At 55.7% G+C, this 20,446-nt stretch carries 17 protein-coding genes; 2 read left to right on the top strand and 15 right to left on the bottom strand.

Features of this window, described 5'->3' with window-relative positions:
* Positions 1-113: 113 nt before the first annotated feature.
* A complete protein-coding gene (locus PACILC2_RS01085; protein WP_213526921.1) occupies positions 114-698 on the top strand; it encodes a GNAT family N-acetyltransferase in 585 nt (194 codons plus the stop codon).
* Positions 699-771: 73 nt separating this feature from the next.
* Here PACILC2_RS01085 and PACILC2_RS01080 read toward each other — a convergent pair whose 3' ends face one another.
* The 15 genes from PACILC2_RS01080 to PACILC2_RS01010 form a co-directional block, all read right to left on the bottom strand.
* Positions 772-1,860 (bottom strand): response regulator, encoded by a 1,089-nt coding sequence (locus PACILC2_RS01080; RefSeq protein WP_213526919.1) that lies wholly within the window; start codon positions 1,858-1,860, stop codon positions 772-774.
* The gene (locus PACILC2_RS01075; protein WP_213526917.1) at positions 1,832-3,676 is read right to left on the bottom strand and encodes a sensor histidine kinase; all 1,845 of its coding nucleotides are present in this window, start codon (positions 3,674-3,676) and stop codon (positions 1,832-1,834) included. The genes PACILC2_RS01080 and PACILC2_RS01075 overlap by 29 nt, the downstream gene beginning before the upstream one ends.
* 98 nt (positions 3,677-3,774) lie before the next feature.
* On the bottom strand, positions 3,775-5,337 hold the full coding sequence (locus tag PACILC2_RS01070) for an extracellular solute-binding protein (protein ID WP_213526915.1): 1,563 nt from the start codon (positions 5,335-5,337) through the stop codon (positions 3,775-3,777).
* Between the two features lie 64 nt (positions 5,338-5,401).
* The gene (locus PACILC2_RS01065) at positions 5,402-6,283 is read right to left on the bottom strand and encodes a carbohydrate ABC transporter permease (protein ID WP_213526913.1); all 882 of its coding nucleotides are present in this window, start codon (positions 6,281-6,283) and stop codon (positions 5,402-5,404) included.
* 11 nt (positions 6,284-6,294) lie between these two features.
* Positions 6,295-7,254, bottom strand: a complete 960-nt coding sequence (locus PACILC2_RS01060; protein ID WP_244863145.1) for an ABC transporter permease — start codon at positions 7,252-7,254, stop codon at positions 6,295-6,297.
* A 5-nt stretch (positions 7,255-7,259) separates the two neighbouring features.
* Positions 7,260-9,212 (bottom strand): NHL repeat-containing protein, encoded by a 1,953-nt coding sequence (locus PACILC2_RS01055; RefSeq protein ID WP_213526911.1) that lies wholly within the window; start codon positions 9,210-9,212, stop codon positions 7,260-7,262.
* Between the two features lie 359 nt (positions 9,213-9,571).
* Positions 9,572-10,312 (bottom strand): glycerophosphodiester phosphodiesterase, encoded by a 741-nt coding sequence (locus PACILC2_RS01050; protein WP_244863144.1) that lies wholly within the window; start codon positions 10,310-10,312, stop codon positions 9,572-9,574.
* 87 nt (positions 10,313-10,399) lie between these two features.
* Positions 10,400-11,476, bottom strand: coding sequence for a hypothetical protein (locus PACILC2_RS01045; protein WP_062495846.1), 1,077 nt, complete (start codon positions 11,474-11,476; stop codon positions 10,400-10,402).
* A complete protein-coding gene (locus tag PACILC2_RS01040) occupies positions 11,473-12,225 on the bottom strand; it encodes a glycerophosphodiester phosphodiesterase (protein WP_213526909.1) in 753 nt (250 codons plus the stop codon). The genes PACILC2_RS01045 and PACILC2_RS01040 overlap by 4 nt, the downstream gene beginning before the upstream one ends.
* Before the next feature lie 49 nt (positions 12,226-12,274).
* Positions 12,275-13,024 (bottom strand): carbohydrate ABC transporter permease, encoded by a 750-nt coding sequence (locus tag PACILC2_RS01035; RefSeq protein WP_307860275.1) that lies wholly within the window; start codon positions 13,022-13,024, stop codon positions 12,275-12,277.
* A gap of 64 nt (positions 13,025-13,088) precedes the next feature.
* Positions 13,089-14,039, bottom strand: a complete 951-nt coding sequence (locus tag PACILC2_RS01030) for a carbohydrate ABC transporter permease (protein WP_213526907.1) — start codon at positions 14,037-14,039, stop codon at positions 13,089-13,091.
* 85 nt (positions 14,040-14,124) lie between these two features.
* The gene (locus tag PACILC2_RS01025) at positions 14,125-15,402 is read right to left on the bottom strand and encodes an ABC transporter substrate-binding protein (RefSeq protein WP_062497256.1); all 1,278 of its coding nucleotides are present in this window, start codon (positions 15,400-15,402) and stop codon (positions 14,125-14,127) included.
* A 310-nt stretch (positions 15,403-15,712) separates the two neighbouring features.
* Positions 15,713-16,471, bottom strand: coding sequence for an MgtC/SapB family protein (locus PACILC2_RS01020; protein WP_062495854.1), 759 nt, complete (start codon positions 16,469-16,471; stop codon positions 15,713-15,715).
* Between the two features lie 163 nt (positions 16,472-16,634).
* A complete protein-coding gene (locus tag PACILC2_RS01015) occupies positions 16,635-17,189 on the bottom strand; it encodes a glycerol-3-phosphate responsive antiterminator (RefSeq protein WP_062495856.1) in 555 nt (184 codons plus the stop codon).
* 61 nt (positions 17,190-17,250) lie between these two features.
* Complete coding sequence (locus PACILC2_RS01010) at positions 17,251-18,021, bottom strand: HAD-IIA family hydrolase (protein WP_062497258.1); 771 nt, start codon at positions 18,019-18,021, stop codon at positions 17,251-17,253.
* A 467-nt stretch (positions 18,022-18,488) separates the two neighbouring features.
* Between PACILC2_RS01010 and PACILC2_RS01005 the strand changes: the two genes are divergently transcribed.
* Positions 18,489-20,408: a lamin tail domain-containing protein gene (locus PACILC2_RS01005; protein ID WP_213526905.1), complete on the top strand. Its 1,920-nt coding sequence runs from the start codon at positions 18,489-18,491 to the stop codon at positions 20,406-20,408.
* Positions 20,409-20,446 lie beyond the last annotated feature (38 nt).

The raw sequence follows: 20,446 nt of genomic DNA, 5'->3' as shown, positions 1-20,446 counted from the left end.
CCTTACCAAAATTATTGTAAATTATCGCGAACGGCGTCCGGGCGATTATGCCCTTGAACAAACGTATGCCTTATGTTATGGTTATCAAAATATTTTCGGGGGAGATGACGGGGATGGAAACAAGCGGTGTCGATCCGATTTTACGGTCCTTTCCGGAGAGCTTCGAGAGCGGCAGGCTGCTGATCCGCGCTCCGCTGTGGGGAGACGGAGCGGCAGTCAATGAAGCGGTGAAAGAAAGCATCGAACAATTGCGCCCCTGGATGCCCTGGGCGCAAACCGTGCCGACCGTCGAACAGACCGAAGCGAATGTCCGGCACGCCCGGCTGCAATTTCTGGAGCGACGGGATCTCAGGCTCCATCTGATTCTGAAAGAAACCGGCCAATTGGTCGGCTGCAGCGGCCTCCACCGGATCGACTGGCGGGCGCGCCGGTTTGAAATCGGCTATTGGGTCCGCACTTCATTTCGCGGGCAAGGGCTGATCACAGAAGCCGTGGAGGCGATTGTGAAATTCGCCGTACAGGAGCTGGAAGCGAACCGAATCGAAATCCGATGCGACGCCCGCAACACGCGAAGCGCCCGGGTAGCCGAGCGCTCGGGTTTCACATTGGAAGGCGTCCTTCGCCGCGACGAGCGCGCCGTGGACGGTACGCTGCGGGATACGATGGTCTTCTCGAAAGTCCGCGGCGCGGAGTATTAGCCCGGCCCGAACGAAGCTGCGAACCGCCGCCCGCTAGCAGCCGGCCGCGCCGCTTCGATCGTCGCAGTGCGGCTCAGCCCTGCATCCGCTTCTTGTATTCCATCGGATTTAATCCGTACTGCTCCTTGAACAGCTTGGAGAAATGAATGCTGTTCTCGTACCCGACTTTCAAGGCGATTTCATAGCTTTTGAGCGTGCTGTTCAGCAGCAGTTCTCTGGCATGCCGCATCCGGACCGCAACCAGATAGCTCCAGATCGTCGTACCCGTCTCCTGCTTGAACAGGTTGGCCAAATAGGTCCTGCTCAGCGATACGGCATCCGCCACATCCTGAAGATTGATTTTCTCGGCATAGTGCTCGTTCAAGTATTGCTTCACCTGTTCGACGGTTTTGTGGGTGGCGCTGCTTTTGATCTCTTTTATGACCTCCGATATTTTCTGCATGCCCGTCTGAAGCCGTCCGACGCAAACGAGCCGGAAGAAGAACCGCTTGTGTTCCAGCGATATCGGTTTTTCGTCCAATCCCGGCAGCTCGTCTTCCGGCAGTTCCAGCACGACCTTCTCCTTCTTGATGCGCTCCAGCACCAATTCCAGCCATACGTTCGCGAACTCGTTCAGCAAGTAATGCTGATCGTCCGCCCAGGATTCGAACATCTCCAGCGTATCCACGATAAGCAGCTGCCGCTTCTCCATCTGGACGGTTTGAATCATGTCGACCCAACGCTCCAGCATGTCGACATGATGCGGCAATTTTCTCATCAGAATGGATAGCGCCTGATGCTTGCGGGTTTGCCGGAGCTTGCCGATCGCCGCTTCGAGCGCAGCGTTCAGTACGCTCTGCTCCACGGGCTTCATCACATAATCGACCGCGTTCAATTGCAGACTGGTGCGTACGTAGGCGAAATCGTCATAGCTGGAGACGACGATGCAGGTCATCCACGGATAATGGTCATGGATCTGCCGCAGCAGCTCCAGACCGTCCATATGCGGCATCCGCACGTCGGTAATGCAGATGTCGGTATACCAGCGCTTAAGCCACTCCAGGCATTTCACGCCGTTGGCCGCCGTTCCGGCCGCAATCGTCAGGCGATAATCGTTCACCTTCTTCGCCAGACTCGAACGAATGAGATGCTCGTCATCCACAATGATTGCGCTGTAATACATCGGCACTGACCTCCTGCTTCGCATGCGTTTGGAACGGAAACCTGATTTCGACCGCCGCGCCGGAGCCTCGGTCGGCATTGCCGAGCACGATTCCGGTATGCGTGTCGTGGGGATAATACATTTTCAACCGAAAATGAATGTTCAACAGACCGATGTTGGCGTGCTGATGATGCAGCGGTGAAATGTTGATCTGCCGGATATGTCCGGCGATTTCCTCCAGCTTCTCTTTCCTGAAGCCCTGCCCGTTGTCGACGACCCGTATAACCAGATATTCCGTATTGTCGTATACGGCGAAACCTACCGTAATCCAAACCCGCAAAGGCGTATCCATCGGCACCTCGGTATGCTTCATGCTGTTCTCCACGATCGGCTGCATGATCGCCTTCAGGCAGAAGCCCGACAGGCAGCGGGAATCGATATCCAGAACGTACTCGAGGTCATCGCCCATCCGGATCTTCATAATGTCCAAATAATTGCTTAAATGCCGGATCTCGTCTTCGACCGGCACGACGGTCCCCTTATAATCCGAGGTGTAGCGCAGCATCTTGGACAATGCGATCGTCGTTTGTTCGATCTGCGTGTGGCCGGAAAGCGCGGCGAGCGAGTTGATCGACTCCAGCGTATTGTACAGAAAATGCGAGTCGATCTGCGATTGAAGCGCCGAGAGGATCGCTTTTTGCTGCGCCACTTTGGTTTCGGCCAAGGCATTCACGGTATTGTCCAGGTCCTCCAGCATCGCATTGTAGGCCATGCCGAGCTCGGCCACTTCATCCGTCCCCCCGATGTCGGCTTTCACGTCGAATTTTCCCCGGGCCGTATTTTTAATAATTTTTCGAAGCTTTGCAATTCGTTTCGTAAAGGAGGCGGAGATGCCAATGGCGAGCAGGATGGAGCAAAACAGCGCCGCGGCCGCCACGATGGCCGTAAACTTCCGGATAAAGTAGATGCTGCTGGCAAATTCGTGATAAGGGACGACGACGACCGTCCTCCAGTCGGAAGAATCCATCGACCGAAAGAGCACGAACTCATGCGTATCTTCCCGAAAAAAACTGCCGTTCGCCCGATTCCCCATTCCGGCGATCAGCTCCTCGGGCATGCGGGCCGTAATCAGGGATTCGTCCGGATGCGCGATAATCCGCCCCGCACTGTCGCTGATGAATCCGTATCCTTTGTCCCCGATTTCGAGTTCGTTGACGATGCGCAGCGCCGGGTCCAGGTCGATGTCGATTTTCAAATACCCGGTATGCTGGCCGTACCGCAGCTTTTTGACCATCGTGATGACCGGGATTTCCACTTCGTCCCCTTTGTAGTCGAGATAGTCGCGGGACCAGCGGACGTCCACCGTATAATTGTCATTCAGGAATGCATCCAGTCCGGACTCGGTAAATTTATAGTTCCGCTTGAACCCGTTCCGGAACGTCCGGCTGATTTCATTGCCGTTCGTATTGTACAGCGTAAGGGATAAAATTTCGGGGTATTGGTAGAGAAAAGGCTGCACATATACGTCGTTGATTTTTTGGTAATACAGGACCGAATCGAGCATGTTTTCCTTCTCGACCTGCAGCCACTTCTCCAGGTCCGGCGAGAGCGAAATGAGCAGGAACCCTTGCGAATACCCCTTGAAATAACGCTCCAGATTCAAATTTGCCTGCTTCAGCACCTGATTGCTTAGCCGCTGGACATCCCTCTTGATCGTTCTCGACGTCTGCCAATAGCTGACGGTGCCGATAATGGTGACGACAAACAGGATGAGCGCCGAGATGACGATCATGAGCTTCCATTTCAACTTGTTTCGAATAAGATCAATGACGTGCATCCGATTCCGCTCCCGCCAGGCTGTAATCGTCTTCATTGTAGCATGAAAACGATCGATAGAAAGGAATCCGAAAAGAATCCCTTTCTACCGATCCGGTATTACTGCTTCTTATTCTCGTTGTACCAGGTCGTCATTTCGTCGATCAGTTCCTGGCCGCCTTGCGCGCGCCAATCCGCGATGAATTTGTCCCATGTCTCGTCGACCGGCGCCCCTTCGACAATGATGCGCGCGGCAGGCTCGTGGAATTCGTAGTAGAGGTTAAACAAGTTTTGGCTCACCGCGGGCATGCCCATCGTCAGGCTGTTCAAGCCTTCCTTGTTGGCGATATCGAGGGCGGCTTGCAATTTCTCCCGTTGCTGGCCGGAATATTTGGCATTGAACGCCGTTTCGTTGTAGGCGTGCATCTTGAACAGCGAGCGCCATTCCGTCTGCTGCTCTTGCTCCGAGTTCTCTTTATAGAAGTAGACGCCGTTTTCTTCCGCATAGTTGATCCCTTCGACGCCCAGCTCGGAGAAAATTTGGCCTTCCTCGCTGTACAGCCAGTCGAAAAACTTCACGACGGCGGCCGGATCTTTGGCCGATTTCATCACCAGATAAGTCTTGTTCACCGGGAAGTTGACGGAACCGACCGGGCCGTCATAACCGGTGCCGCGCGGCGTCGGAATCGTAATGACATCGACGTTCACGCCGGGAAGCGCGTCCTGCACCGACTTCTGATAAGCGTATATGCTTTCCGGCATATTGCCCCAGGAACCGGCCAGGCCCGACGTAATCTTCTGCCCCGTTATCGTGGACGAATTCACGAGAAACTCGGAATCGAGAAGGCCTTCCTTGTACATCGTCTGCATAAATTCCAGGCCCTTCTTCATGTTCGGATGCACGAAGCCCGGCACGATTTCGCCGTTATACTCGATTCCTTCATATGGCGAAATGCCCCACATTCCCCAGATCATATCGCCGGTCCAGGAAAACTTCTCGCGCATCGTGAACGGGATTTCGTCCTTCTCCCCGTTCCCGTTCGGATCGCCGTCCCGGAATTTGCGGAACAGCTCGAGCAGCTCGTCGGACGTTTTCGGCACTTCCGTCGCCCCTACCGCATCCATCCAGTCCTTGCGAATGTAGAACAGCCGGGAAGAGGTTGTGCTGCTCGGCTCCGGAATGCCCATAATCTGCCCGTTGATCGTGACCGCATCCCAGGCGTATTGGGGAATTTTCTCTTTCATATTGGGACCGTATTGGTCGATCAGATCGTTGAGCGGCAGCACCAGATCATTGTCCAGCGCCCCGTCCCCTTGCGTCAGGCCGAATCCCATGAAGACGTCCGGAAATTCCGAGGCTGCGAATTTCAGCTTGAGCTGGTCGACGTAATTGGAGTGCGACAAGAACGTAATATCCAGATTGACGCCCGATTTGTCGACCATATACTTGATCGTCGGGTCTTTCAGCAGATCCCCGCTCGGCACCGGTTTGGCGTTATCGGTGACGTAAATTTTGATCGTCGGCTTATCCTGCGGTTCGGCCGTCCCGCTCTCCCCTTCGGACTGCGCTTTGGTATCGGTTTTCGGTGTATCCGCCCCCGTGTTCCCGTTGCCGCCGCAAGCGGCGATCATGAGCAGCAACGCACTCATCAGCAAGCTTAACCATGCCTTTCGATTTTTCATGCCTTCGTTCCTCCCTTTTTTGGTCTCTATGTCAATCTGCAAGCCATTGACAACGACACTCTCCTTATTCCTTCAAAGACCCCAGCATCGCGCCTTTGATGAAATGCTTCTGAACGAAAGGATAAATGAGCAAGATCGGAACGGTCGCGACGATAATCGTCGCCATCTGCAGCCCTTGCGGCGATACGTCCCAGGTGTTGAGGCTGCCCATATGCGCCCTGCTGTCGCTCGTGTCGAACTGGGCGAGCAGCATGTACAAGTACAGTTGAAGCGGCCTGAGATGGGCATCCGTTATATACAGCAGCGCGGAATAATAGTTGTTCCAGTGCGCCACGGCGTAAAACAGCGTCAGCGTCACCATGATCGGCATGGACAGCGGCAGCGTAATTTGCCATACGATCCGGTATTCCGACATTCCGTCGACGCGCGCCGCTTCGAACAGCTCCTCCGGCAGCGAACGGAAGAAGGTGATGCATAGAATCAGGTTGAACGCGCTGAGCGCGCCCGGGATGATCAAGGCCCAAATCGAATTGATCATGCCGAGTTCCTTGACAAGCAGATAAGAAGGAATCATCGGCGCCTGGAAAATCATCGTAAAGATGACGAACACCATAAACGGTTTGCGGCCTTTCAAATACGGCTTGGACAACGGATAACCGGTGAAGACGGTCAGGAGCATGTTCAGCAGCGTGCCCAGCGCAACTACGATGAACGTGATGCCGAACGCCTGCCAGAACGTGCCGTTCCGGAACACCAGAACATAGTTGTCGAAGTTGAAGCCGACGGGCCATATCGTCACTTGCGAATGAATGAGCGCATTGGTCGCGCTAAGCGAGCCCGCCACGACGTGCATAAGCGGGAGGAGGACCAGAATGCATGTCAACGTCAAAATCGCGACATTCGCGACGTCGAAGCATCGTTCGCCAAAGGAAGATCTGATTTTCATGCCGTCACCCCCTAATATAGCCCTTCGCCGGTCGTCGCCTTGCTGGCCCGGTTCGCGGCGACGAGCAGCAGAAATCCGATGACGGATTTGAACAACCCGATTGCGGTCGTCAGGCTGTATTTGCCTCCCAGGATGCCTACCCGGTACGCGTAAGTATCCAGCACATCGCCGGTGCTCAGCGTGAGCGGATTGAGGAACAGGTAAATCTGTTCGAACCCGAGATCCAGAATATGGCCGATTTTCAGCAGCAGCAAAATCATAATGGCCGGCAGCATGCCCGGCAGCGTAATGTGTACGAACTGCTTGAACCGGCCTGCTCCGTCGATTCTCGCGGCTTCATACAGCGAAGGGCTGATCCCGGCGATCGCGGCCAGGAAGATGATGGCGCTCCAGCCCATCTCCTTCCAGATACCGCTGGAAATAATGATGGTGCGGAAATACTCCGCCTTCTGCAGGAAGCTTACAGGCTCGCCGCCCAGCGCCTGGATCGCCTGATTGACGAAGCCGGTCTGAACGGACAGCAGCATGTACGCAAAGCCGAATACGATCGTCCAGGACAGAAAATGCGGCAAATACAGGACGGTTTGCACCACCCGTTTGAACCGCATGCTCCGCAGCTCGTTCAAGAGCACCGCCAGCAGAATCGGCGCCGGAAACGTGAAGACGATTTGATAGAAGCTGATAATCAGCGTGTTGGTCAGCAGACGGTTCAGGTTCGGATACGACAGGAACTGCTCGAACCATTTGAAGCCCACCCATTCGCTGTTCCAGAAGCCTTTGAAAATGTTATAGTCCTGAAACGCGATGACGCTGCCGAGCAGCGGGAAATACTTGAAAACAAGAAAGTACAGCATGCCCGGAAGCAGCATGATATAAAGCGCGCGATTGCGGAACACGAACTTTGCCGTACGGGCAAGCTTGGCGCCGGAGGTTGACTTTGGCGTGGCTGCGGCAACATGCCGGGTATCCATGATCGTCACCCCCGTTCATCGAGAATACGCACTTCCCTCATCATCAGATGCGAGACGTCGTTGTAATACAGATTGCCGTCCGGGCCGAGCGTCATGAGCGCCAGCGGCTCTTCATCCAATATGGCATGATCGAGCGTCTGCGGATCGACTGCAATGAGCTTCCTCGCCAAGGACGTGAACAGCAGACCGCTCGGTCCCCACCTCAGGAAATAAGGCCGGAAGCGGCTGTACTTGTATTCGCTGGGGCAAATGACCTTGCTCTTGACAACCCGGAGCGTCTCCGGGGACATGGCGAAGATCGTACCGTCCACGGCGCCCCATAGCAGACCGTCCGGGCCGAAAGTCAGCTCACCGATCATGCGTGGTGGGATGTCGATATCCGGAATGTCCGGCGTGAAGACATGAAGCGTCCGCCGTTCCTGCACGTCCCATACGAAGAGCTTCGCCTCCGTTTCCGAAGGCTCGATGCCGAGTCCGCCCCAGTTGGACGTGCCGCCGTAAAGCAAGCCGTCCCGGTACGTTAAGCCGATAATGCTTTGATTCGGCACAATGTCCGTATACACCTCATGCTTGCCGGTCTGCGGGTCGTATACCGTCAGCGCGCCGGTCAGCAGACCGTAATCGGGAATCGTGCCGATAAACAGTTTGCCGTCGCCGGAAGCGATCGCAAACGGCCGGTCCTGACCGTGTCCGATGGCGAACAGAAAGGCGGGATTCGAAGACGCCGCCAGCCGGGTATCCGCGGGCAGCTCCGGGTCATAACCGAATATTTTGGCCCGGGTGTAGGTGCCGAAGTATGCCTTGCCGTCCAGAAAACCGATGCCTTCGGTTTGCGGAAATTTCGGGATGCTGAGCTCGATTTCCCCTGTCACGGCATTGTAAATACTCAAGCCCCGGTGGTACCCGCCCATGTAGAGCTTCTCATTCCCGTCCCATTCCAGCGACTGGATTTGCACCGGGACGGTCGGCAGATCGGTCCGGACTTCCCGGATCGACCGGTCGTCCGGCCGGAAGAGCACGACATCCAGGGAAGAGGACACGATGGCCAGCGTATGCGTACCGTCCCGTTCCGCAAGCCACTGCATGCACTTGATCGACGGCCGGTCCGCGTAAACCGGAATGTCGGTCTGCAGCGTCGAAGTCAGCGTATCCAAACGATACGCGTACAACGATCCCTTGGCAACAAAATAGTACTCGCCGTTCACAGGCGAAGCCGGACTTATAAAATCGCTGCAGGCAAACCGGTCGAGAATCCGCTGCTTGCCGCAATCGTAAACGAGCATCTCCGACTGGCCGATCGACACAAACAACACATCCCCGGATTCGGCCGGCCAAATCCGGTCCACGAAGCCTTGCTTTCCCGAATAGCCTTCCAAATGCAATTCACTCGTTTCGCCGTTCGTCCGATCCCATCGCATGAGCCGGATCGTGCTGCCTATGCCCGCAAATACATCCCGGTTCGTCGCTCCGATTCCCCGGGCGTATTGCTGATCCGCGGACATCCGGCCGAGATCCCGGAAACGCCGTTCTTCGGGATGATACTCGAAAATTTTGGCGTTCGGATAGGTGGCGCCGTACAGGCGTCCGTCAGGGGACGGTTTCAGATCCCATACCCACGGATCGGCGGGATGACGGCCCACCGTTTCCAGCCGCCTCTCCTCCGGCAAATACCGGTAAAGCGCGCCGTCCTCCATTCCGGCGAAATAAACGGTTCCGTCCGGCGCCGCGGCCATGGCCCATACCGAATCGGTATGAGGGATCGAAAACCGGAATGCGATATGTCCCGTTGCCAGCTCTACCGCACAGAACGCCGCAGGCGTGCCGTTGACGGCCACATAAAGCTCATGCGTGCCGTCCCGCCGTGTGCCGAAGACGGCCGCTTGCCCGATGCGGGCTCTCACCGCTTGTCCGAGGTCGATCGGCGGTCCTAAGCGGACCCGTTCCGCCAGGTTGCGCATAACGTATACGTTCTCCTTTCCGCTCTCCCCGGCATTGCGTGGCGGCTTGCGTGCGTTCCGTTCCGGCTCATCTATCTTCGGTCCATCTTGTAAACGCTTAACAAACCGTTCCGAATCGTCCCGTCTCCGATGTCCGGACCTGAAACCGCAAGGTGACCGCCGCTCTTTACGAGGAGGATTTTGTTTGTCGACCTCATTGTATCGCCGGCTCATGACGCAAACAATGAGGGGATCGTTTGATTTACAGCGCGATATTATGGATTTTCGTTACGAATGTTCGTGGAACAATAAAGGGACTGTTCCACAGCCATTTTCATGACTTTCAGAACAGTCCCCCGGATACCCGGCCCGACTATCGACTATAACGATACTTCCGAACGATGCGATCCGGTTTCTTCCACGCACCGCTTCCAACGCTCCAGCTCGTTCGTGCAAACCCACACTTGCGGATATTGCGATCTGAGCTTGCGCATGTCCGCCTCATCGTCTACCGTCCAGGCGATCAACTGGATGCCGTGTTCTTCGCACGTACGGACAAAATGGTCCGTCAAATAGATATATTTCACCGATATGTAGCGCGCGCGCAATTCCCGCGCCAGCGGAAAGACCGACGGCGTCGCGCCGTAGAGGACGAGCCCGAGCTCGAGCTCTTCCGACAGCTCGCGCATTCGGACGATCGAATAATGATCGAAAGAGGTTACGAATACTTGATCCGACATCCCGCATGCCCGAACCGTCTCCAGCACCTTTTCTTCCAGGCCCGCATAAAGATTTCCGCTCTGCTTCAGCTCAATATCGACCTGGGCCCGGTCCTTGGCCAGCAACAGCACTTCTTCCAGCGTAGGGATCGTCTCCCCGTGTCCCGCGTCCAGCTTTCGCAATTCCGCCAACGTGTAATCCTTTACGAATCCCGTTCCGTTGGTCGTCCGGTTCACCGTCGGATCATGGATCACAACGGGCACACCGTCTTTCGTCAGATGAACGTCCAATTCCAGATGGCGAAACGATAACGCCAGTGCCGCCCGGAACGAAGCGATCGTGTTCTCCGAATACCGTTTCGGATAACCTCTGTGCGCCAGCCCGGGTATCGTCACAGACATAGCCTGTCCTCCTCGTATGATTCGGTATAAAGCTCCCGTTTCTATTATATACCTTATACCTGGGAAGTCGAGGAAGAACCGTTCGTTTTAGTCGATATTCCAGATGAGAATGCGGTCCAGCGCATAACTGGACGATGTCTTGTACTTGGCAGCCCCGGACTCGAACAAAATGTACATCTTGCCGCCATGCTCCACAATCCCTTCGGACATCGGCGGTATTTCATGCTGAACGGTCACGTTTTGGCCATCCAGAAACCACACGGGCACGTCCTGCTCTCCGATCGCGGCCGTCAGATGCGGCTTCTCCTTCATATCCAGCTTGTACTCGCTCAAAGTGCTGGCATTGTTCCGGCCATAGGAACGGCTGAGCCAGACCCGGTCCTGCAGCATATGCATCCCCTGTACTCTGTCCGGCAGCGAAATGATATAATCCGGCGTGGCCGGCAAGGCGCCGGCATCTGCGGAGCTCCGCAGCCGATCCGTCTCCTCGTCCAGTCTGAAGCCCGCGGCCCAGGCCCGGTGCTCGACGCCTTCCCGGTTGATCAAATAATGCGATTCCTCCGTCGGGTAGTCGGTGCCTTGCGCGTATTCCCCTACCCAGAGAATGCCGTTGCCGTAAGTCGTGAACGACGCCCGGGTGTCCGTGGCAATGAATCCGCCGAACTTCACCTGCGACTCGTTCTCCGCCTCGATCACGTCCTCGATCGGTATCCAGTAAGCATTCCGGTCCGAGGAAACCCATATATGCTTGCGGCTGACGGTCACACCGCCCGCATGGCCGACATACGGCGTGCTATCGCGATGAGCAAGATAGAGCGCTTTGACCATCCGGCCGGATTCCGCATCGACAATCGCCAGCAGGCTGGGCTGTTCTTCCTCCCGATAATACGAAATGATGATCCAGTTCTTCTCTTCCAAATACGCGATGCCTTGCGGAATCGCATTCTGGTTCAAGGCCGGGACGATCGGTCCCTCGATGCTCGACTCCATAAACGTTTCGATTTCCGGCATATCGATCCGAAATGTAATTCCCGCTTCCTCCTGCGTAAACACGCCGCCCCCCGCTTTTTCATTTGACCGCATAACCGCTAACGCAACCGTGACCGCTGCGGCGACAACGAGAACGCCGATCACCGCGTACCATGCGGCTGCCTTCCGTTTCATCCTTGTCCTCCGGCCCCGGACAGCAGCTGTCTCAGCCTGCCCGGAAAGTCGGTAATAATGCCGGAAACTCCGGCATCGATCGCCTGTCTCATCTGTCCTTCATCATTAATCGTATACGGATAGACTTGCAGACCTTGACGGACGCAATCGCGCACATCTTCCTTGTCGATCCGTCTGTAGGACGGGTGCAGGGAATAGACCGGCAAGCCTGTCAACGCAGCCAGCCCCGAATGGCTGACCACATTCGCATCGTAGAGCAGGCCGATCCGGATTTCCGGCTCCAGCAGCTTCAGATACAGCAAGCTTTTGTGATCGAAGGACGATACGACGACGTCCCGCAGCCGGTCCTTGCGCCGAATCAGTTCGACCAGCGCCTGTTCCAGCTTGCGGCCATAGGAATGCTTCATTTCAATATTGATCATGATGCCGGGCGGCACAAAGTCGAATACCTCTTCCATTAACGGAATGCGCTCCCCTTCGTACGATTCGTGAAACCACCGTCCGGCATCCGCCCGTTTCAGCTCCGCTACCGTCATATCATGAATGAATCCCGTCTTGTCCGTCGTCCGGTCCAGCGTAAAGTCGTGACAGACGACGACTTCGCCGTCTTTGGACAGATGCACGTCCAGCTCGATGGCGTCGCAGCCTTGCGCAAGACCGAGACGGAACGCGCCGAGCGTATTTTCCGGCGCTTCGCCTTTCGCCCCGCGGTGGGCGATGACAAGAATCTGTTTTGGTTTTGGCGTCATGTTGATTGTTCCTTTCTGTTCCGGCTTGCGGCCGGCTTTTAACCGTTCGCTATTTGAACGTGGAGTTGGACATGGCCGCGATAATATATTTCTGCGCGAACACGAAGAGAAGGATAATCGGGATAATGACGATAATGCTCGCAGCCATCAGATAATGGAAGTTCAGCATTTCGTCCCCGGCAATCGAATCCCGCATCATCGCAATCCCGACGGTCAGCACGCGCATATCGTTGGAGTTCGTCATCACGAGCGGCCAGAAATACGAATTCCAGCTGTTGATAAAGCTGATCACCACCAATGTCGCAACCGTAGGCAGCGCCATCGGCGTCAAAATGCGGTAGAGCACCTGCAGCCGGTTGGCCCCGTCCACCTTGGCCGCTTCGATCACGTCGTTATGGATCGAGCGGAACGTCTGGCGCAGCAGGAAAATGCCGTAAGCGGACGCTGCATGCGGAACGATCAGCGCGTAAAACGTATTCAGCCAGTTGAGGTCCGCCATCATGACGTAAACCGGAACGAAGGTCACCTGATCCGGAACGATCAGCGCGGCCAGCACGAGAAGAAACAGTTTGTCGCGGCCCGGGAAGCTGCCCTTGGCGAACGCGTAGGCGGCCATCAGGGCGACGTTGATTTGCAGCACGACGATGCCGACCGTCTGGATGGCCGTATTGGCGAAATATCTCCAAAACGGAATCTTCCGGAATACTTCCGCGAAGTTCTCCCACATCAGCCTCTCCGGCCAGAAGGTAGGCACCGCAAGCCGCAGCTCGTGCGGGGTTTTTAGCGCCGTAATCAGCATCCAGTAGATCGGAAAAACATGAGCAGCGTCACGACAACGGCCAAAGCGATGCGGGTAGTTTTGGTTACGGATGTAAGCATTTCGAAATGAACCTACCCTTCGTAATGGACTTTTTCCTGGATACGTACATCTGCAGCACGGTCAGCAGCACAATCATAATGAAGAACATAATAATGAGCGCAGATGCCCGACCGGTTCTGAATTCGGCAAACGCCATTTCGTAGATCCAGTAAACCATCGCCTTCGTCGACTCCAGCGGACCGCCGTTCGTCATGACGTCTACCGACTGGAATACCTGCATGGAGGAAATAAAGTTGGTGACGACAAGAAACAGCGTGATCGGAGACAGGAGCGGAAGCGTAATTTTCCTGAATTGCGTCCATTTCGACGCGCCGTCGATGCTCGAAGCTTCGTAATATTCCAATGGAATGCCGCGCAACCCCGCGATGAAAATAATCATGGCAAAACCGACGCCTTTCCAGACGGAAACGACGATCAGCACCCACAATGCGGTTTTCGGATTGGTCAGCCAATCCACCGGTTCCAGGCCGAGAAATTTGAGCAATTCATTCATCAGACCGTACTGCGAGTTGAAAATCCAGAGGAAGACCATCGAGACGATAACCATCGAAATATAGTGCGGCATAAAGATGACCGACCGCATAAAGTTGAAAAACCGGGACGTGACGTTGAACAGCAGCGCGAGCATCAAGCCGATGCCCAGCGTAAGCAGCACGTCAAACACCGTATAGGTGAACGTAATGCCCAATACCTTGTAAAACGTATCGCCGGTAAGCAGCTTCTCATAGTTGTCCAGACCGATAAATTCTTTGTTCGGCCGCGTCATGTTCCAGTTCGTGAAGCTCAAATAAAACGAGTTCACTAGCGGGTAATAAATGAAAATGAGCAGCATCGCGAGCGCGGGCAGCGCGAAAGCGAAATCTTTCATATATTCCCATGCTTTCGGGCGGCGCTTGATGTTCGTTGCGGCCCCGGGGCCTTCGGTACCCGTCATGGAGGTGCTCCTTTCTGCAAAAATGAACCGCGATGCGGGCGGCTGTTGCAGTCGCCCGCATCGGTGAACGTCAATTTACGCGTTTTTAGTAATCCGACAAAATATCGTTAATCTGCTTCACCGCTTCCGGCATCAGCGACGTCGGGTCTTTCCCGTTCAGAATCATTTCGCCCACAACCTCTTTGTACTTCTCGCTAAACTCCGGATAAGCCGGATGCTGGAGGCGCGGCGCCACATCGTCGAAATGCTCGAATACCGTCCGGTATTGCGGCTGACGTTCGAAATACTGCTTGCCTTCTTCCGATTCGATCGCGCTCTTGCGCGTCGGCAAATAGCCTACCTTTTCCGCCCAATTGATGTTGTGCTCGGCGGAGGTCATAAACTCGATGAACTTCCATCCCGCTTCCTTCTCGCGCGCGTCCGCGCCTTCCATCAGCACGATGCCCGCGCCGCCGATATGGGATTTGCGCTCTTTGTCACCCGGGATAAACGAGACGCCCACCTCAAAGTTCGCGCTTTCCAGATACGTCTTGATCACCGCGGACGTGTGCTGGACCATGGCGATCTTGCCTTCCAGGAACATCGTCCTCATGTCGCCGGACGCGCCTTTGCCGAAGCCCATATGCAGCGAGCCGTCCTGCAGCCATTTGTAGAAGTTCTGAATCCAGCGGAGGCTGTCCGGCTGATCCAGCGTCGACGCCGTCATGTCTTCGTTCAGAATGGAGCCGCCGCCGTTGGAAATCCACGGATCGTAGTACCATGTATCCCAACCGGGTACGGAGAACGCGTAACGGGTCGTTTGGCCGCCTTCCTTGAGCGCGACTTTTTGGTTGTACGCTTCGATGTCGTCCCAGGTTTGCGGCGGCTCGACGCCGAGCTCGTCAAGCAGCGTCTTGTTGTATATGAATACGCTGGTGCTGACAATGAGCGGCAAGCCGTACTGCTTGCCGTTATAGGCGTACGCTTGCAGCATGCCTTGCGAAAAATCGTTCAGATCGACCTGGTCCCGCTCAATATAAGGCGTCAAATCCGCAAATACGCCGCTGTCCGCAAAGTTCGGCAGCACCGACACCTCCACATTCGTGACCGCCGGCACTTCTTTCGCCGCCACGGCTGCCTGGAGCTTCTTGTGCAGATCGACGTAAGCTCCCTGGAACACAGGCTCGACCGTAATGTGCGGATACTTCTTGTGAAACTCCGCAAGCATGTAATCCAGTCCTTCAAGCTGGGCCTCCGCGTGCGAATGCCAGTACTGGATCGTGATCGGCGTCGTGTCCTGGGCCGCCTCCTCCGCATCCAGAATGTCGCCGGAAGACGATGAGCCGCCGGAACCCGAGCAACCGAGGATCGAAGCGAATGCCATCCCCGAAACCGCCAGTACGGATAACGCTTTCTTGATTTTGTTCATGCAAATCCCCTCTCCAATATTGAAAGTTTAAGGCGCGGAAACACGCAAAAAAAAGAGAACATAAGAAAACATCAAGGGACACGGCTGAATGGCTGAGCCATAGCAGCATCATCGTCTCTTGGGGTTTCTCATGATCTCTAAACCCAACAGAATTTATAAAACTACGGTTTCCGGCGCAATTAAAGCGCTTACCTGTGGTACATTGTACCACACGATAATGGTCTTGCCAATACTTCAAATCGCTGGACAGCCCAAATCCGCATCGTTACATGGACTTTGTGCTTTGCGGAATCGCCCCTTTTTTCGGCAAAATCCACTGGTTCGATTCCAGAAAGACGACCTCCCGCATCTGTCGAATGCTGTCGATCGCAGCGATCAGTTTATGCTTGGGGGCTGACCTCAAGCTGATGCAAAGCTCCACTATCCGATCCGGATCGTCCTCCTTGCCGAACCGTTCCTCGCGCTTCATTTTCACGTTTTCAATCTGAAGATCCTGTTCATGGAATACGGCGGATATGTTTCCCAATACTCCGGGCCTGTCGTATATTTTGACGACGATCTCCTGACTTCTCCGATGTCTCATCAAATACTTTTCAAATTTGTTCAGCACGAACAAGCTGATCAGCACGACCAACGTCGTCAGGCAAGCGGCGTAGATGAATCCTGCGCCCACACAGAGGCCGATCGCCGCCACGACCCAGACAGACGCGGCCGTCGTCAGACCGGACACGGTCGATCCGGTCCGCAATATCGCTCCGGCGCCGAGAAAGCCGATCCCGCTGATGACCTGGGCGGCCAGACGGGCCGGGTCGACCCGAACGTTCTCTTCGGCCACGAAATCGGAAAAACCGTAGATGGACAACAGCATGATCGCGGCCGATCCGATGCATACGAGCATATGCGTGCGCAGTCCCGCCGGGTGGTTGCTCCATTCCCTTTCGAGCCCGACCAGTCCCCCGAGCGCCCCGGCGATCAGAATGCGAATCGTCAGATCGATCTCGGTAATATACCATATCGAATTCACGGATCTCCCACCTCCCTTCTTCCGCGGCAACAAAATACCTCTTTGAAAAAAGCGCAGACCGATTCTGTCCGCATCTTCTCCAAAGAGGTTTCTCCATGTCTCTACCGCTTGGCATCCGCTTGTTTTCGATTTTTCGATTATACGATTTTACGAATTTACGAATTTACCATAAATGAGACGAGCCGACGGATACCGCTAACGCTCCCGCTTTCAGCGCATCCGCAATTTCCTCATGATTGCCGACCAGACCTCCGGCGATGATCGGCAGCGGCGTCATCTCCGTCATTTCGCGAATGATGCGCGGCATAATGCCGGGCATCACCTCGATCGCGTCGGGCTGGCTTTGCTCCGCCGATTTGATCGCTCTGAGGACGGCGCCCCGGTCGATCAGAAACGTTCGCTGAATGGCCATTAATCCGACATCCTTCGCAATCCGGATCAGATTGCTTTTCGTCGAAATTATGCCGGTCGGCTGCACATACTGCGCGACATAGTCCACGCCGCTCCGATCGGCGGCTATGCCTTCGATAAACTCCATATGCAGAAAAACGTGCTTGTTCGCCGTTTTCACCCGCCCTACCAGTTCCTTGACATTAAAAATCGAGCCGACAAGCAAAAAGATGACGTTTACATCGCTGTTGATCGCCTGCTCCAATTCCTCCACCTTCTGCACGGCCGCGATCGTCTGATGCTCGACCAAGTCGACTATCGGGTACAAACCGTCTCCCTCCCTTATCGTATGACACCAAGTGAAAGCGACGTCATTATACCACGATTCGCTACAGCCGGACGACCTCTTTAATGCTCGGCACAATATATTTCGGACGGTACGGCCCGCGCTCGGCCATCTCCCGGGTGCCGACTCCGGTAAGCACCAGGACGGACATCATCCCGGCGTCATTGCCCATTCGAATATCCGTTTCCAGACGGTCGCCGATCATGAAGCAGTCTTCATAGGGAAGCCCCAAATGGCTGACCGCCGCTTCCGCAGCCATCAACGAAGGCTTGCCGGCAATCAGATCGATCGGTTTCCCGGTCGCGGCTTCCAGCGCCGCGATAAACGTCCCCGTATCCGGCACCTGCCCCCGGTCGAGCGGACAGGTGGCGTCCGGGTTGGAGGCGATCACCTTGGCGCCGCGCATTGCCGCCTGGTATACGATGTTGAGCTTGTCGTACGTAAACTGCCGGTCCCACGACAGGACGATATAGTCCGCTTGCTCGCTGCGATTCGTCATCGGTATTCCATGTTCGGCAAGCTCGTCCTGTATCGGTTCTTCGCCGACGACATACACGCATTCCGCCGCTTTCAAATGCTTCTGCAAATAGCGGGCGACAATTTGCGACGAATTCAGAACGTCGTCCACGGTCGCGGGAATTCCCATCTTCGTTAATTTGTCGGCATAAGACCGCCGGGTCGCGATCGGTTTGTTCGACAGGAATACGACACGGTCTCCCCGCGCTCGCAGCTCCTGAATCGCCTCCGCCGCCCCGTCGATCATCTTGTCGCCCAAATAAACGGTTCCATCCAGATCAAACACGTAGCCTCGCACAATCGACTTCCTTTCGCTCATCATGATAGAAAATACAAAAAAGCCCTTAACCCATGTAAACATTTCCTTCCTGTGACAGAAGGATCCGATTACGGGTAAGAGCTTTCTCTGCGACTCAAGCCAAACCGCTGGTTATGAAATTATGCATATCGTAAGATGAAATCAAAAATTTGTCAACGATATTTTGAACCGCATAATTGTGCGATAGGTCGGCGGCCTCTTGACAAAGCGGGACGGCAAAGGAATAATCGAGGTAGCAGAAAGCGTTTTCCGGAGTATGGCGCAGCAGCGCGACCGCTTGCTCCGGAATCGTCCGGGGAGAGAATTGGCGAGAACCCGAATGCGAAAAGTTTCCGGCCCGAGGGCATCGTCCCTTTCGAAGCCGCGCGACGTTTTGCGTTCCGGGTTCTTTCTTGTTTTCTGCCGGATTAGCTGCCTGCCGCATTCCATATTTGCAAAGGAGGTTTATGATGAGACAGCTATTCAACAAGGCGCCGGCCGCCATACTGCTGGCAGCGACGATGCTGTGGGGAATTGCCGGATGGCTGCTGCCGCCATCGGCTCAGGCGTCTTCTTCCGCCTATCCGTATCTGATGATTACGGAAGTGACGCCGGATTCGTTGAAGCTGGACGGCCATTCCGGAACGCCGGACGCGTTCGAATTTATCGAGCTTTATAACCATAGCCCCGACCCGATCAACTTGAACGGCTACAAAATCATCTACGAGACGCCGACGGTTTACCGCTGGCCGATTCAGGAAAATAAAGTGATCCAGCCGTACGGCACGATGGTGCTGTGGATCAAATCGGTGCCGGAGGCGGCATTGGCCGACTTCAACCGCAATTACGGCACGCAGCTGGAGGAAGAGCAGGTCTACGAAATTTTTGCCGCCGGCATGGCCAATTCGTCCAGCCGCAAGCTGACGATCGCCGCTCCGGATGAAACGCCGATCAGCACCGTTTCCTATACGGCTGCCGATGTTCATGAAAATGTCGGCATCCCGTATTTGTACCCGGTTGACGGCAGCATCACGATGAGGAAGCTGGCAGATACGGACCCGGCCACGCCAGGCAGCATTTTTCCCGGTCAGGCGCCGCCTGACGAGCTCGACGACGAAGCGCCGTCGGCGCCGACGGGAGTGGCGGCGATTCCGGGCGAGGGCAGCATTACGTTAACGTGGCAGGCCAATCCGGAAAGCGACCTGGCTTTCTATCACGTGTATACGAACGGCAGCCTGTCGCATATTCTGAAAGGCTCCCGCACAAGCTTGACGCTGACCCAACTGCTTGAAGGTACCGCCTATACATTCGAACTGTCCGCCGTCGATGTTGCCAACAACGAATCGGCCAAGTCGTCTGCTGTTGAGGCAGCGCCGGTCCCGATCCGCATTACCCAGGACGAAATCGGCATCGTGCCGCCGGGCGAATTCCCGGAATACGATACGTTCTTCCGCGTCAGCGAACCGGGGCCCGTCATTCCCGGATTGCTGCAGGACCTTGTCCCGCAAGGCATCGCTTACGTTCCGGAGCTGAACGGCCTGCTGGTGTCCCATTATCGGAATGACGGCAATCCGAGCGTTCTGACCGTGATCGACGCACAATCCGGGGAGCTGGTCAAATCGCTGCATCTGTACAATGAGGACAATACGCCTTATACCGGACATGCGGGCGGCGTGACCGTCAGCCGCAGCCATGTCTGGATCTCGTCGGGCGGAAAGCTGTTCCGGCTGCCGCTTGATGAGCTTGTCGATGCGCCGGACGGGGCGAAGCTGAAGTTTGCCGGACATTTCGAAACCGGCACCCGTTCTTCCTTCGCCGTGTACGCGGACGGAATGATATGGACCGGCGAATTCGCCGCCCAAGGCTACGAGACCGACCCTTCGCATGAAATGACGAACCGGGACGGCGAGCCGCATAAAGCGTGGATGACCGGCTTCCGTCTGGATGAGGAGACCGATATGCTGCCGGACGGCAAGCAACCGCCAGGCGGAGGCGCCGTTACGCCGGATTACGTACTGTCCATCCCCGACAAGATTCAGGGTGCCGCCATCTATAACGGGACGATCGCGCTCAGCCAGTCGTACGGCCGAAACAACGATGCGACGCTGCTGTTCTATCCGCAGGTTTACCAGGACGCGCCGCACCGGTATGTCCAGATCGGCGGCGAACAAATTCCGGTCTGGTTCCTCGACGGCCAGAGCGAACGGAACCGGCTGACCGCACCTCCCTTGTCCGAAGGGATAATCGAACATAACGGCATCCTGTATGTCCTGTTCGAATCCGGGGCAACGGAATATCGAACTTCCGCCAAGTACCCGCTGGACCGGATCCGCATGCTCGACCTGCAGCAGTTGGCATCGGGCTGCGAGCGGGCAGCGGAACAATAGCCGGTGTTACGGGGACAAGTGGTTGACCGCCACCATGC

It is taken from the genome of Paenibacillus cisolokensis (assembly GCF_018403665.1).
Taxonomy (GTDB): Bacteria; Bacillota; Bacilli; order Paenibacillales; family Paenibacillaceae; genus Paenibacillus_AH; species Paenibacillus_AH cisolokensis.
The sequence above is the reverse complement of the archived record's forward strand: the minus strand, read 5'-3'. Positions and strand labels throughout refer to the sequence as shown.

What these genes read in the sequence shown, in the direction of transcription:
- PACILC2_RS01085 (WP_213526921.1), top strand. Translation starts at nt 114, where the DNA reads ATGGAAACAAGCGGTGTCGATCCGATTTTACGGTCCTTTCCGGAGAGC.
- PACILC2_RS01080 (WP_213526919.1), bottom strand. Translation starts at nt 1,860, where the DNA reads ATGTATTACAGCGCAATCATTGTGGATGACGAGCATCTCATTCGTTCG.
- PACILC2_RS01075 (WP_213526917.1), bottom strand. Translation starts at nt 3,676, where the DNA reads ATGCACGTCATTGATCTTATTCGAAACAAGTTGAAATGGAAGCTCATG.
- PACILC2_RS01070 (WP_213526915.1), bottom strand. Translation starts at nt 5,337, where the DNA reads ATGAAAAATCGAAAGGCATGGTTAAGCTTGCTGATGAGTGCGTTGCTG.
- PACILC2_RS01065 (WP_213526913.1), bottom strand. Translation starts at nt 6,283, where the DNA reads ATGAAAATCAGATCTTCCTTTGGCGAACGATGCTTCGACGTCGCGAAT.
- PACILC2_RS01060 (WP_244863145.1), bottom strand. Translation starts at nt 7,254, where the DNA reads ATGGATACCCGGCATGTTGCCGCAGCCACGCCAAAGTCAACCTCCGGC.
- PACILC2_RS01055 (WP_213526911.1), bottom strand. Translation starts at nt 9,212, where the DNA reads ATGCGCAACCTGGCGGAACGGGTCCGCTTAGGACCGCCGATCGACCTC.
- PACILC2_RS01050 (WP_244863144.1), bottom strand. Translation starts at nt 10,312, where the DNA reads ATGTCTGTGACGATACCCGGGCTGGCGCACAGAGGTTATCCGAAACGG.
- PACILC2_RS01045 (WP_062495846.1), bottom strand. Translation starts at nt 11,476, where the DNA reads ATGAAACGGAAGGCAGCCGCATGGTACGCGGTGATCGGCGTTCTCGTT.
- PACILC2_RS01040 (WP_213526909.1), bottom strand. Translation starts at nt 12,225, where the DNA reads ATGACGCCAAAACCAAAACAGATTCTTGTCATCGCCCACCGCGGGGCG.
- PACILC2_RS01035 (WP_307860275.1), bottom strand. Translation starts at nt 13,024, where the DNA reads ATGCTGATTACGGCGCTAAAAACCCCGCACGAGCTGCGGCTTGCGGTG.
- PACILC2_RS01030 (WP_213526907.1), bottom strand. Translation starts at nt 14,039, where the DNA reads ATGACGGGTACCGAAGGCCCCGGGGCCGCAACGAACATCAAGCGCCGC.
- PACILC2_RS01025 (WP_062497256.1), bottom strand. Translation starts at nt 15,402, where the DNA reads ATGGCATTCGCTTCGATCCTCGGTTGCTCGGGTTCCGGCGGCTCATCG.
- PACILC2_RS01005 (WP_213526905.1), top strand. Translation starts at nt 18,489, where the DNA reads ATGATGAGACAGCTATTCAACAAGGCGCCGGCCGCCATACTGCTGGCA.